Annotated in this window: 12 protein-coding genes; 10 read left to right on the top strand and 2 right to left on the bottom strand. The window is 65.7% G+C overall.

Annotation, left to right across the window (positions count from 1 at the left end):
- Nucleotides 1–146 precede the first annotated feature (146 nt).
- The 3 genes from WN72_RS44375 to WN72_RS44385 all read left to right on the top strand — a co-directional run bounded on the left by WN72_RS44375 (nt 147) and on the right by WN72_RS44385 (nt 1612).
- On the top strand, nt 147–323 hold the full coding sequence (locus tag WN72_RS44375; protein WP_156950906.1) for a hypothetical protein: 177 nt from the start codon (nt 147–149) through the stop codon (nt 321–323).
- Nucleotides 320–529, top strand: coding sequence for a hypothetical protein (locus WN72_RS44380; protein ID WP_027561994.1), 210 nt, complete (start codon nt 320–322; stop codon nt 527–529). Before WN72_RS44375 ends, WN72_RS44380 begins: the two co-directional genes overlap by 4 nt.
- Before the next feature lie 153 nt (nt 530–682).
- Nucleotides 683–1612, top strand: coding sequence for an AEC family transporter (locus tag WN72_RS44385; protein WP_027561993.1), 930 nt, complete (start codon nt 683–685; stop codon nt 1610–1612).
- A gap of 12 nt (nt 1613–1624) precedes the next feature.
- Here WN72_RS44385 and WN72_RS44390 read toward each other — a convergent pair whose 3' ends face one another.
- Both WN72_RS44390 and WN72_RS44395 read right to left on the bottom strand, forming a co-directional pair.
- Complete coding sequence (locus WN72_RS44390; protein ID WP_092212305.1) at nt 1625–1909, bottom strand: hypothetical protein; 285 nt, start codon at nt 1907–1909, stop codon at nt 1625–1627.
- Nucleotides 1910–1950: 41 nt separating this feature from the next.
- Nucleotides 1951–2715 carry an ArsR/SmtB family transcription factor gene (locus tag WN72_RS44395; protein ID WP_092212426.1) on the bottom strand — a complete coding sequence of 255 codons (765 nt, stop codon included), beginning with the start codon at nt 2713–2715 and terminating at the stop codon, nt 1951–1953.
- 115 nt (nt 2716–2830) lie between these two features.
- On the opposite strand from WN72_RS44395, the gene WN72_RS44400 reads away from it, so the two are divergent.
- The 7 genes from WN72_RS44400 (at nt 2831) to WN72_RS44430 (ending at nt 13576) form a co-directional block, all read left to right on the top strand.
- The gene (locus tag WN72_RS44400; protein ID WP_092212303.1) at nt 2831–3235 is read left to right on the top strand and encodes a RidA family protein; all 405 of its coding nucleotides are present in this window, start codon (nt 2831–2833) and stop codon (nt 3233–3235) included.
- A gap of 84 nt (nt 3236–3319) precedes the next feature.
- On the top strand, nt 3320–3640 hold the full coding sequence (locus WN72_RS44405; protein ID WP_027561990.1) for a helix-turn-helix domain-containing protein: 321 nt from the start codon (nt 3320–3322) through the stop codon (nt 3638–3640).
- A 223-nt stretch (nt 3641–3863) separates the two neighbouring features.
- On the top strand, nt 3864–4589 hold the full coding sequence (locus WN72_RS44410) for an outer membrane protein (RefSeq protein WP_092212301.1): 726 nt from the start codon (nt 3864–3866) through the stop codon (nt 4587–4589).
- A 165-nt stretch (nt 4590–4754) separates the two neighbouring features.
- Nucleotides 4755–6908 (top strand): methyl-accepting chemotaxis protein, encoded by a 2154-nt coding sequence (locus WN72_RS44415; protein WP_092212299.1) that lies wholly within the window; start codon nt 4755–4757, stop codon nt 6906–6908.
- A gap of 218 nt (nt 6909–7126) precedes the next feature.
- The gene (locus WN72_RS44420) at nt 7127–8188 is read left to right on the top strand and encodes an MBL fold metallo-hydrolase (RefSeq protein WP_092212297.1); all 1062 of its coding nucleotides are present in this window, start codon (nt 7127–7129) and stop codon (nt 8186–8188) included.
- A gap of 242 nt (nt 8189–8430) precedes the next feature.
- Nucleotides 8431–9660: a 5-aminolevulinate synthase gene (hemA, locus tag WN72_RS44425; protein ID WP_092212295.1), complete on the top strand. Its 1230-nt coding sequence runs from the start codon at nt 8431–8433 to the stop codon at nt 9658–9660.
- A 406-nt stretch (nt 9661–10066) separates the two neighbouring features.
- Nucleotides 10067–13576 (top strand): PAS domain-containing hybrid sensor histidine kinase/response regulator, encoded by a 3510-nt coding sequence (locus WN72_RS44430; RefSeq protein ID WP_092212293.1) that lies wholly within the window; start codon nt 10067–10069, stop codon nt 13574–13576.

A 13576-nucleotide genomic window follows, 5' to 3' on the forward strand; every position in this document is an offset into this window, starting at 1 on the left:
CGCTGAGGTATTACGTTCCGCTTAGGAACGGATCGGTCACGGGCTTTTTATCCCTTGTGACCGCCTGCACCGCTGCAAAGACGAACCCTGCATCCCATATCCCGATGGAATGATTTCCATCATCTGATGATGGATCGAGGATCATATTGGAGGCCGACATGGGCCAGGTTATTCAGTTTGTGTCAAAGTCTGAGCGCGAACGTCTTCGCCTCATCCAGGAAGCGCGCGCGATTTACGACAGCATCTTCCCGCCGGCTGATCCGGCCGGCGATCAGTCGAGCGGAGCCAATGCGCGCCAGAGCGACAGGGGCAACCTCGCATGATCAAGATCATCGCCGTGCTTTGCAGCCTCGCCTCTCCGACCAATTGTCACGAGCAGCTCGTGACCAGCTCGGACTTTGCGCAGGTCTCGGTGCAATCCTGCCTGATGGGCGCGCCGCAGCTCGCCGAATGGATGAACCAGCATCCGGCCGAACGGCTCGCCGCATGGCGCTGCGTGATCGGTCAACAGAACGGCCGGGGCATTTAAGCGCGCGGCCGCTTCCCCGAACGGTCCGGCCCGGCGGGCCGTCAGGGCTGATATAACCGACGATCTTTCGAGCCAGGAACGGCTCGAACACGGTGACGACAATCCATTGCCGGAGTAACCTCTCCTGCGCCATTGGCAGCAGGGGGAAATCGGATGGAGGTCGCCAGCCTCGTTCTTCCCGTATTCGCGATCATCGTCACCGGGTGGCTCGCCGGCGAGCTCGGCTATCTCTCGCGCTCGCTCGCCGATGCGCTGGTGCATTTCGCCTACAACGTGGCGATGCCGGCACTGCTGATCGTCACCATCGCCCAGGAGCCGGCGCGCAACCTGCTGGAATGGCGCTTCCTGCTCGCCTTCGGCGGCGGCTCCCTCGTCTGTTTCGCGCTGGTCTTCGTCGCTGTTCGCGGAAAGCATGATCTCGCCAGCAGCACGATCCATGGCATGGCGGCGGCGATGACCAATACCGGCTTCGTCGCGCTGCCGATCCTGCATGCGATCTACGGCCAGCCCGCCGTGCTGCCTGCCGCGGTGGCGACGGTGTTCGTGGCCGCCGTGATGTTTCCGATCACCGTCATCCTGCTGGAGCGGGACGCGCGCGGGCCTGCGCATTCCGCCGGCCTCGCAAGGCAGATCCTGCTCAATCCGATGGTGCTGTCGACCCTCATCGGGCTCGTCTGGTCGATCACGGGCTTGCCGATTCCAGCAGCCGTTGCGGCCTATCTGAACATGATCGCGGCCGCGCTCACACCGTGCGCGCTGTTTGCCATCGGCCTCGGCCTGTCGGTCGAAGGCCTTCGCTCGAACCTGAAGGCATCGTTCGCACTCGCCGCCGTCAAGCTGGTGATCATGCCGCTGCTCGTCTACGGGCTTTGCGTGATGCTGGGCCTCAACCCGCTCTACACGGTCGCCGCCGTCATCTGCGCGGCCGTGCCCACGGCCAAGACCGTGTATGTGCTGGCGCACGAGCACAAGGTCGAGGAGAGGCTGGTTGCGGCCACGGTCTCGGTCACGACGATGCTGTCGGTCGGAACGTTGCTGGTCGCGCTCTACCTGCTCTCGGGCCTCGCGACGGGACCGCGCTGATCCAGATCGGCCCTATCGGGTGGTGTTGCTCCAGGTCGGCACCGAATTGGTCACGCCGACCGACGGCCAGTTGTACGTTCCGATCGACGGCGCAGTGACCGTACCGACCGTCTGTCCGGACGAGCCGTAAGACGTCCCGGGCTGCGCGACCGGCGCGCCGACGCCACGATAGGTCGGGGCCACCATGCTGGTGCTGTAGTGCCGGCTGGACCGGTGCTTCTTCGCTTCAGCCGCATAGGGCGCGGCAAGCAGTCCGGTCGTGATGAGCGCGGCAATGGCGAGTTTCATGCTGGTCATGGTTGATCCCTCGGTCGGTGGGAGCCCCTTGTGCCATGTGTTCATTCGCCGGCGGATGTCCATAGGCACGCGTTCATAACTCCGTGCGCGGGCGAATGCGCCGGACCGCGGCTGGCGCCGAGGTCGATGCCGAATGTCTTGGTTAGGCCGATCTGCCCGGCCGGCGTGATGCGCACGATCCGGCTGTCGCGGTCCCGCCTCAGCCAGCCGCGCTCGAGGCAGCAACGGTGGATCTCCGCACCGATGTGACCGGCAATGTGATAGCGACGCTCGCTCCAGTCGAGACAAGGCCGGCAGAAGATGCGCCGGCTCCCGGATTTCAGGGCCGGCGCCGCGCCGAACGCGGCGAGGAAGTCCGTCCCTGAAGCCGTCACCTCGCCGCCGTCATCGGTCAGGACGACGTGCCCTTTGGCGATGAGCGCGTCGGCGATGGCGACCCCGAGATAACCGGCCAGATGGTCATAGCAGGTGCGCGCGAAGCGAAGCCTGTCGTCGGTGAGCGAGCGTGGCTGGTCGCGCTGCGGAAGCTCGATGGCCGCGACCGCCTTGATACCCTCCAGCATTCTGGCAACGAGCGGCGAGGCGATGCGGTAGTAGCGGTTGCGGCGCTTCTGCGTCACGGCGAGCAGCCGAGCGCCGACCAGCTTGCCGAGATGTCCGCTGGCCGTCGATCGCGATATCCGCGCGCGCGAGGCGAGTTCGCTTGCGGTCAGCGCCTGCCCGCCCATCAGCGCCGCGAGCATCGTGGCCCGCGCGGTGTCGCCGACCAGCGCTGCCACCTCGACCATGTTTGCCGCTGCGACCATGGCGAGACGGTATCGCGGCGGCCCTCGCGCGACAACGGCAATGGTTTGGCGGCGGCCGAACCATTTGGCACTGCGCACACACTACGGTGGCCGTCTGCAATCCGGGAGAAGCCATATGAAGAGAATTCGCGTGGAGCCGATATCGAGCTATCTGGAGCGCCGCCGCAAAGGCCCGATCTACCCGGTCGTCGTCGCCGGAGGCCTGGTCTATCTGTCCGGCCTGCCGCCGTTCGACCCTGACACGGGCGAGGTCAGGCTGCTGCCGTTCGCGCGGCAGGCCGAGATCGTGCTCGACCAGATGCAGCGCTGCCTGGAAGCGGCGGGGTCATCGCTGGCCGAGGTGATCAAGTGCAATGTCTACTGCACGCCCGATCCGGCGCATTTCGCCGCGTTCAACGAGGTCTACGCCCGTTACTTCCAGGACCATTCGCCTGCACGCATCTTCGTTCACGTGCCGTCGTGGCCAGGGCCGTTCGACGTCGAGGTCGATTGCATCGCCCTGGCAGGGCGCGATGGATGAGATTGTCGCGGACAGCCGCCTTCGGATGGACCCGAATCAGCGCTAGTGCATTGCCTTCAGTGATGTCCCTGGACGAAAAGCAGCATGACCGGCGCCGAACTGAAGCAGCTCCGCAACGACCTCTCCGATGCCCTCGGACGGAAGCTCACCGCGGCCGATATGGCAAAGCTTTGCGGATTGCCGGAGAAGGGCGGCGCCGACACCATCCGGCGCTGGGAGGTGAGCGGGCCGTCGCCGTCTGCGACCAAGGTGCTCCGCGTGCTCGCGATGGCCAGCGAGCGCTATCCGATCATGGAGAAGTTCGACATCTTCGATCGTCACGACGTGCGCGAGGAAGACCGGCCGGCCAGGCGCGCCGCGTTCCGCGAGCAGATGCGCGACGAAGCGCGGCGGCGTCTTGGTTAACGAAAGCCGTGCGAAGGTTGCTCGATCGGCTGTGAATTAAGCCTTCCTTCAGCATTTCTTAAGCCGCCATTAAGCACGAAGATCATTTGCAGCCCAATACGTTAGGTTGGGTGCCGCTGTGCCACGGATGTGACAGCATTTTCGACAAAAGCGAGCTATCTGCAAAACCAACGCGGCGCGGACAGCGCGCCTGCTGGGGACCTTTAGTGTTGGAGTTTGGACTATGAAGAAGATTCTGATTGCGACCGTCGCGCTGCTCGTGGCGGGCGCTGCCGCGCCGGCGCTCGGCGCCGATCTCGGTAACCGCAACTACTACAAGGCGCCAGCCCCGGCCTATGCCGCACCGATCTACAACTGGACCGGTTTCTATATCGGCGGCCATGTCGGCGGCGCGTTCTCCAGCGACAACAATTTCAACGGCCTCTCCACCGGCAACAACGGCAACGGCCGTTTCCTCGGCGGCGTGCAGGTCGGCGCGGACTGGCAGTTCAATCCGAACTTCGTGGTCGGCGTCGAAGGCCAGTATTCCTGGCTCTCCGGCAGCGTCGGCGCGGTGTTTCCGGGCGGTATCGCCTACACCAACGACCAGCGCGGCCTCGGCTCGCTCACCGGCCGCGTCGGCTACACCTGGGGTCCGGGTCTCGTCTATGTGAAGGGCGGCTACGCCTATTCCAACAACAACGAGAAGGTGACCGTCGGCGGCATGCCGACCGCCTTCGTCATCGATGGCGATCACAAGAACGGCTACACCGTTGGCGCGGGCATCGAGTACATGTTCGCCCCGAACTGGTCGGCCAAGGCCGAGTACCAGTACTACAATTTCGGCGATGCGCACTTCACCGGGGGCCCGCTGGCGGGCACCGGCAACTTCACCACCGACGACCACACCGTCAAGGCGGGCGTCAACTACCGCTTCAATTGGGCGAGCCCGGCCGTCGCGCGCTATTGATCGGTTAGCAAAGTCTTATCCCGACCAAGGGCTGGCGTTCGCGCCGGCCCTTCTTTTTTCGCTCTGCGGAACCAATGCAAGCAATTGCACCAATTGCGATTTTTTAACCGGCCCCGCGGATACTGCCCGCCACAAAACAGAAGCAAGAGCGTGGGGGAATTTTCGATGGCGATCCGTCTGGGCGTTGGCCGTTTGCTCGGTCGATTCAAGCCTCGCGTCAAAATGCCGAAATGGGGCGTGCGCGGCAGCCTGTTCGCGGCCTTCGGCGTGATCGCAGGCATGGGCCTCGTGATTGCAGCCGGCGCCGGCCTCGCGCTGCAGAATCTCGGCGGACGCATGACCGAGCTGAGCGGGCGGGACATTCCGCGCCTTGCCGCCAGCCTGCAATTGTCGGCCCTGAGCGCGAGCCTTGCGGCACAGGGACCGGCCCTGCTTGCAGCTCAAAGCGAGGAAGCGCTCAACGAGCGCACCAAGAAGCTCAAGGAATTGCAGGAGCAGACGCAGCAGAAGCTCAACGAGATCATCGAGCTCGGCGGCGACAAGTCCGTCGTCACCGGACTCAGCGAGACGATGAAGAGCATCAACGAGGCGGCCCAGAGCCTGGCCAAGGCCGCCCGCGAACGGCTGGACATCGCGGCGCTCCATGACAAGCAATACGACGCGCTGCGCAACGCGCAGGGCGCGTTCGTCGGCGCGGCCAGTCCGGCGATGCTGGAGGCGCAGACCCGCGTCAACGCCATTCTCGGCTCGGCAAACCTGTCGGCCGAAGATGCCACCGAAGCGGCACAGACCGTCGGCCAGCTCGGCAACGTCGTCGCCAGCGGCAATCTCGCGGCCGCCGACATGAGCGCCGCGCTGTCGGCGAGCACGAGCGACAAGCTCGACGACATCCAGAAGGAATTCAAGACGGCCCAAGGACGCCTGCGGTCGAACCTCGATCTGCTGCCGGACAATGAGGGCAACAAGATGCTGCGCGCGACAGCGGAAAAGCTGCTCGCGCTCGGCACCGGCAAGACCGGCGTGTTCAATCTGCGCGAGAAGGAGCTCGACTCCATCGACTACGGCCAGACCATCCTGGACGAGACGCGCAAGCTCAATGTGGGCCTCGGCATCAGCGTGCAGCAGCTCGTCGACGGCGTGCAGAAGGAGACCAACGCCTCGACCTTCCAGGCGCGGCAGGAGACTTCGCTCGCGACCTCGGTCATGCTGGCCCTAGGCGCGCTGATGCTGGTCGGCTCCGCGCTGTTCGTCTGGCTCTATGTCGGCCGCAACATTCTCCGCCGCATCCGCGAGCTTCAGCGCGCCATGCAACTGCTCTCGGCCGGCGACCTCGACACCGAGATCGTCCGCTCCCGGCAGAATGACGAGATCGGCGCGATGAAGGAAACGCTGACGGTGTTCCGCGCCAGCATGATCGAAGCCCGCGCGTTGGCGAGCGAGCAAGACAAGGATCGCGTCGCCAAGGCCGAACGCGCCGCCCATGTGGAAGCCAGGATCGCGGAATTCGAGGGCACGGTGCGAACCGCGCTCGACAATCTGGCGCAATCGGCCAATTCGATGCAGTCGACCGCACAGAGCATGTCGAATACCGCCGATCAGTCCAACGCGCTGGTGAACGCGGTCGCTTCCGCCGCGGAAGAGACCTCGGTCAACGTGCAGACCGTGTCATCGGGCACCGAGCAGCTGTCGTCCTCGATCGAGGAGATCAGCAAGCAGGTCGTCACCTCCGCCGCGATCGCCAAGAAGGCCGTCGATGAGGCCGGTGCCACCGACACCACGGTGCAGAGCCTTGCCGACAGCGCAAGCCGCATCAGCGTCGTCGTCGACCTGATCCAGACCATCGCCTCGCAGACCAATCTGCTCGCACTCAACGCCACCATCGAAGCGGCGCGCGCGGGCGAGGCCGGCCGCGGCTTCGCGGTGGTCGCCTCCGAGGTGAAGAGCCTCGCGAGCCAGACCGCCAAGGCAACGGAAGAAATCCGCACCCAGATCGCCAGCATGCAGCAGGTCACGACCTCCGCGGTCGGTGCGATCCAGGGCATCGGCCGGATCATCGGCGAGATCAACGACGTCACCACCACGATCGCGGCCGCAGTCGAGGAACAGGGCGCGGCCACCCGCGAGATCGCGCGCAACATCCAGCATGCTGCGGGGGGCACCAGCGAGGTCTCCAGCAACATCGTCGGCGTCTCCACCGCCTCGGCCGAGGCTGGCGCGGCAGCAGGCGAGGTGTTGAGTGCGTCGGACGCGCTCCGCCGCGAGGCCGACATGCTGCGCGGAGAGATCGACGCGTTCCTCAACAATATGCGGGCGGCCTGATTGTCATTCCGGGACGGCGCGTCGCGCCGAACCCGGAAGCTCGCGCGACAACCTCCAGATTTGCGGGTTCGCGCTCACGCGCGCCCCGGAATGACTGCGTTTTTGGCAGGCTTCAACCGGCACACGGAAATACACCGTCCGGTATGACCGCCATGCGGAGACCACGGCCCAGCCTTTTTCGGCTGGCGCCTCGCCCGCGCTGGGTTTAAGCCGGTAGCATGAACGCGAAAATCGACACTGTGCAGTCCTCGGCCGAGGCCTTGCGCTATCCCTGGGACCAGCATCCCGGCCACGAAGAGGTCGTCGAGGTGCGCCCCGGCGTGCTATGGGCGCGGCTGAAGCTGCCGTTCCGCCTCAACCACGTGAACATCTATCTACTCGCCGATGGCGACGGCTATGCGATGGTCGATGCCGGCTTCGGCAATGAGGAGACGATCGAGGCCTGGACCAGGCTGTTCGACGGGCCGCTGAAGGGCGTCAACATCACGCGCCTGATCGTGACGCATTCGCATCCCGATCATGTCGGGCTCGCGGGCTGGATCGTGGAGCGCTTCGGCTGCCCGCTGATGATGTCGCAGGTCGAATATCTGCAATCGGTCTATCATCAGAACCGCGGCACCGAAGAGGGGCGCAACGCGCAGCGCCTGTTCTTCCGTCGTCACGGCATGGACGAATCGCTCACCGAAAAGCTGCTCGGCCGCGGCCAGGATTATCTCAAGCAGGTGTCGGTGCTGCCGCCGTCCTACCGCCGCATCTCGCATGGCGACGAGATCGTGATCGGCACGCGCCGCTTCAAGGTGATCACCGGCGGCGGCCACGCGCTCGATCAGGTGATGTTGTATTGCGCCGACGACAAGCTGTTCCTCTCCGCCGACCAGGTGCTGAGCAAGATCTCGCCCAATGTCAGCGTGTGGGCGGTCGAGCCCGACCAGAACTCGCTCGGCGAATATCTGGCTTCGCTCGCGAGCCTCACCACCACCCTGCCCTATGACTTGCTGGTGCTGCCCGGCCATGGCGTGCCGTTCTACGGCCTCAAGACGCGCATCAAGCAGCTCGCCGACCATCACGAGGAACGCTGCCGCCTGATCGCGGAGGCCTGCCGCGAGGTGCCGCAGACCTCGCGCGCCCTGGTGCCCGTCGTGTTCAACAAGCACGTGCTCGACGAGCATCAGATGGGCTTTGCCGCCGGCGAGCTCGTCGCCCACGTCAACTACATGATCGTCGAGGGCCGGCTGACGGCGGAGACGAAGGACGGCGTGCTCCAGTTCAGGACGACGTGAGGGGCTTCTTCACCTCTCCCAGCTTGCGGGGCGAGAAAGCACACCGTCAGCACCGCAGCGGATGGTGCGGAGCAGCATTGTACCTCGCGCGAGCTTGATCGGGATCAAGTTTCAAATCGCACGATAGGGCATTTTGCCCAAATGCCCCTCACGCCTAAATGTGGGATAGCGCATAGACATTGGAGCTGGAAAAGCTCTAAGAAGATGCGCCCTTTTGGTCAGTTCCGTCTCAGGTTTTGCCGATGGATTACAGCCAGTTCTTCAATTCCGCCCTCGATCGTCTCCACACCGAGCGGCGCTACCGCGTGTTCGCCGATCTGGAGCGCACCGCCGGCCGGTTCCCGCACGCGGTCTGGCACTCGCCCAAGGGCAAGCGCGACGTCGTGATCTGGTGCTCCAACGATTATCTCGGCATGGGCCAGCACCCGAAGGTGGTCGGCGCCATGGTCGAGACCGCGACCCGCGTCGGCACCGGCGCTGGCGGCACCCGCAACATCGCCGGCACGCATCATCCGCTGGTGCAGCTCGAGGCCGAGCTCGCCGACCTCCACGGCAAGGAAGCCGCGCTGCTGTTCACCTCGGGCTACGTCTCGAACCAGACCGGCATCGCGACGATCGCAAAACTCATTCCGAACTGCCTCATCCTGTCGGACGAGCTCAACCACAATTCGATGATCGAAGGCATCCGCCAGTCCGGCTGCGAGCGCGTCGTGTTCCGCCACAACGATCTGGCTAATCTCGAAGAGAAGCTGAAGGCTGCGGGTCCGACCCGGCCGAAGCTGATCGCCTGCGAAAGCCTTTATTCGATGGACGGCGACGTCGCGCCGCTCGCAAAGATCTGCGATCTCGCCGAGAAGTACGGCGCCATGACCTATGTCGACGAGGTCCACGCCGTCGGCATGTACGGCCCGCGCGGCGGGGGTGTTGCCGAGCGTGACGGCGTCATGCACCGTATCGACATCCTCGAAGGCACGCTCGCCAAGGCGTTCGGCTGCCTCGGCGGCTACATCGCCGCCAACGGCCAGATCATCGACGCGGTGCGCTCCTACGCGCCGGGCTTCATCTTCACCACCGCGCTGCCGCCGGCGATCTGCTCGGCCGCGACCGCCGCGATCAAGCATCTGAAGACCTCGAGCTGGGAGCGCGAGCGCCATCAGGACCGCGCCGCCCGCACCAAGGCGATCCTGAATGCCGCCGGCCTGCCGGTGATGTCGAACGACACCCACATCGTGCCGCTGTTCGTCGGCGATCCCGAGAAGTGCAAGCAGGCGTCCGACCTGCTGCTCGAGGAGCACGGCATCTACATCCAGCCGATCAACTATCCGACCGTCGCCAAGGGCACGGAGCGGCTGCGCATCACGCCCTCGCCCTATCATGACGACGGCCTGATCGATCAGCTCGCCGAAGCGCTGCTGCAAGTGTGGGACCGCCTCGGCCTGCCGCTGCGCGAGAAGTCGCTGGCGGCGGAGTAGGCGCTTTCTGCTCTCCCTAACCCAACCCGCACCGTCTCTGGAGTTACCCCTCTCCCCGACCCTCCCCCGCAAGGGGGGAGGGAACGAGGCAGGCGTGCCTACCTCACGTTGATCTGTCGCCCCAACTCCGGCTCGTCGCCGCCGCGACAATCGGCACTCTCTCCGTTCCCTCCCCCCTTGCGGGGGAGGGTCAGGGAGAGGGGTGCCACAAGGGGGCTCTCTCGGTGGGCCAAGAACGCCCCGGGCGGCGCACCTTAACGACACCGCCAGTTCCCACTCCCGCCCGCCATTTCGCTGTCGCCTCCACCGGCCCAACGCGCTAGATTTGCAGGGAAAATGAGATCGGGCGCCTCGCGCGCCTTCGGAAGATCGGGCGCTACCGCGCCCAGGGAGAAGCACGCTCGCCATGCTGCACGACTGGGGCGTGATCGCCGCCGCCTTCGGCTATATCGGCTTTCTGTTCCTGGTGGCGAGCCATGGTGACCGCCGCTCGCCGGCGGGGCCCGGCCGCGCGTCCGGACTGATCTATCCGCTGTCGCTGGCGATCTACTGCACCTCCTGGACCTTCTTCGGCTCGGTCGGCTTCGCCACCCGCACCTCGACCGACTTCCTCGCGATCTATGTCGGCCCGATCCTGATGATCGGGCTCGGGGCCGGCGTGCTCCGCCGCGTGATCCAGCTCGCCAAGACCCACAACATCACCTCGATCGCGGACTTCATCGGCGCGCGCTACGGCAAGAGCCAGGCGGTGGCGGCGACCGTGGCGCTGATCGCGATCATCGGCTCGGTGCCCTACATCGCACTCCAGCTCAAGGCGGTCGCCTCCTCGCTCGAAACCATCCTCAGCGAGGACCAGGCGTTCTCCCACATCCCGATCCTCGGCGACATGGCGCTGATGGTGACGCTGGCGATGGCGGCCTTCGCCGTGCTGTTCGGCACGCGCCAGACCGATGCCACCGAGCACCAGCACGGATTGATGCTGGCGGTCGCGACCGAATCCATCGTCAAGCTGGTCGCCTTTCTCGCCGCCGGCATCTTCGTCACCTTCTGGATGTTCTCGCCGCATGAATTGATCGAGCGCGCGATGAAGACGCCGGAGGCGGTGCGCGCCATCAACTATTCGCCGTCGATCGGCAACTTCCTGACCATGACGCTGCTGTCGCTCTGCGCGGTGATGCTGCTGCCGCGCCAGTTCCACGTCAGCGTGGTGGAGAATTCATCCGATGCCGAGGTCGGCCGCGCGCGCTGGCTGTTCCCGCTCTATCTCGTCGCCATCAACGTGTTCGTGATTCCGATCGCGCTCGCCGGCCTCGTCACCTTCCCGTTCGGCACGGCCGAGCCGGACATGTACGTGCTGGCGCTGCCGATGGAGGGGGGCGCGGACCTGCTCAGCGTCGCCATCTTCGTCGGCGGCCTGTCGGCGGCAACCGCGATGGTGATCGTCGAATGCGTCGCGCTGTCGATCATGGTCTCGAACGACCTCGTGGTGCCCTTGGTGCTGCAACGGCGGCCGGAGGGACGCACCGGCGGGGCCGATTTCAGCGACTTCCTGCTGCGCTCGCGGCGCCTTGCGATCTTCGCCATCATGGTGATGGCGTATTTCTACTACCGCGCGCTCGGCAACACCCAGCTCGCGGCAATCGGCCTGCTCTCCTTTGCCGCCATCGCCCAGCTTGCACCGAGCTTCTTCGGCGGTCTGTTGTGGCGGCGGGGGACCGCGCGCGGCGCAATCGGCGGCATGATGGTCGGCTTCGCGGTGTGGCTCTACACGCTGTTCATGCCGAGCTTCATGGATTCCTCGACCACAGGCATCCTGCTGCTCCAGCACGGCCCGTTCGGAATCGAGGCGCTGCGGCCGCAGGCCTTGTTCGGCGCCGACCTGCCGCCGCTGATGCATGGCGTGATCTGGTCGCTGTCGCTCAACATCCTCACCTATGTGCTGCTGTCGCTGGCGCGCCAGCCGTCCTCGATCGAGCTGGTGCAGGCCGACCTGTTTGTGCCCAACACGCTGGCGCCGATCTCGCCGAGCTTCCGCCGCTGGCGCACCACCGTCACGGTGCAGGACATCCAGACCACGGTCGCGCAATATCTCGGGCCGGACCGCGCGCGGCATTCGTTCGAGGCCTTCTCCGCCAGACGCAACGTGCGGCTGGAGCCTGCGGCGCCCGCCGATTTCGAGCTGCTGCAGCACGCCGAGCACCTGATCGCTTCCTCGATCGGTGCGGCCTCCTCGCGCCTCGTGATGTCGCTGCTGCTGCGCAAGCGCACGGTGTCGGCGAAAGCCGCGCTGAAACTGCTCGACGATTCGCACGCCGCGCTGCATTTCAACCGCGAGATCCTCCAGACCGCGCTCAACCATGTGCGCCAGGGCATCGCGGTGTTCGACGCCGATCTGCAGCTGATCTGTTCCAACCGGCAGTTCGGCGAGCTCCTCAACGTTCCCCCGCATTTCATCCAGTTCGGCACGCCCTTGCGCGAGATCCTGGAATTCATGGGCGTGAGCGATTCGGCGGGCGACACCGAGCGCGAGGCGATGATCGAGCAGCGGCTCGTCGCCTACACCACCGACAGCGAGCCCTATCTGGAGCGCCTGCCGGAACGCCACATGGTGATCGAGGTACTCACCAACCGGATGCCCGGCGGCGGCTTCGTCATCACCTTCACCGACGTCACGCCGACCTTCGAGGCCGCTGAAGCGCTGGAGCGCGCCAATGCGTCGCTGGAAAAGCGCGTGCGCGACCGCACCGAGGAATTGACGCGGCTGAACTCCGAGCTGGCGCTGGCCAAGAGTGCGGCGGAGGATGCCAGCAGCTCCAAGACACGCTTTCTTGCAGCGGCCAGCCACGACATTCTCCAGCCGCTGAACGCGGCGCGGCTCTACATCACGAGCCTCGTCGAGCGCCAGCACAGCGGCGAGGAGACGCGGCTGGTCGAGAACATCGACGAATCGCTGCAAGCCATCGAGGAGATCCTCGGCGCGCTGCTCGACATCTCCAGGCTCGATGCCGGCGCGATGACGACCTCGATCTCGAGCTTCAGGATGGCGGATCTGATGCGCTCGCTGGAGATCGAGTTCGCGCCGATCGCGCGCGCCAAGGGCCTCGCGCTCGCCTTCGTGCCCTGCTCGCTTCCCGTCGAATCCGACCGCCTGCTGCTGCGGCGCCTGCTCCAGAACCTGATCTCCAACGCCATCAAGTACACCCCGCGCGGGCGCGTGCTGGTCGGCTGCCACCGCCGCGGCCCCTCGCTCAAGATCTGCGTCTACGACACCGGCGTCGGCATTCCCTCAGCCAAGCGCGCCGAGATCTTCAAGGAATTCCACCGCCTCGAGCAGGGCGCGCGGATCGCGCGCGGCCTCGGGCTCGGCCTCTCGATCGTCGAACGGCTGGCGCGCGTGCTCAAGCACGGCATCGCCATCGACGGCAACAAGAGCGGCGGCTCGGTGTTCTCGGTGACGGTGCCGACGGCGAAGGCGGTCACGCATACGGCCGCCGTGACCAGCGCGACGCCGCTGGCGCGCACGCCGATCTCGGGCGCCCTGATCGTCTGCATCGAGAACGACGCGGCGATCCTCGACGGCATGCGTACACTGCTGAAAGCCTGGGACGCCGAGGTGATCGCGGTCGCCGATCCCGAAGGCGCGATCGCGGCGATCGAAAAAGCCGGCCGCCGCGTCACCGGCCTGCTCGTCGACTATCATCTCGACCGCGGCAACGGCATCGCAGCCATCCGCGACATCCGCCGCCGCTTCGGCGACACCATCCCCGCGATCCTGATCACCGCCGACCGCAGCCCCGCGGTGCAGGTCGCCGCGCGCGATGAAAAGATCGCAGTGCTCAACAAGCCGGTGAAGCCGGCCTCGCTCCGCGCCCTGCTCGGCCAGTGGCGGACGCAGCAGATGGTGGCGGCGGAATGA

This window comes from Bradyrhizobium arachidis (assembly GCF_015291705.1).
GTDB lineage: Bacteria > Pseudomonadota > Alphaproteobacteria > Rhizobiales > Xanthobacteraceae > Bradyrhizobium > Bradyrhizobium arachidis.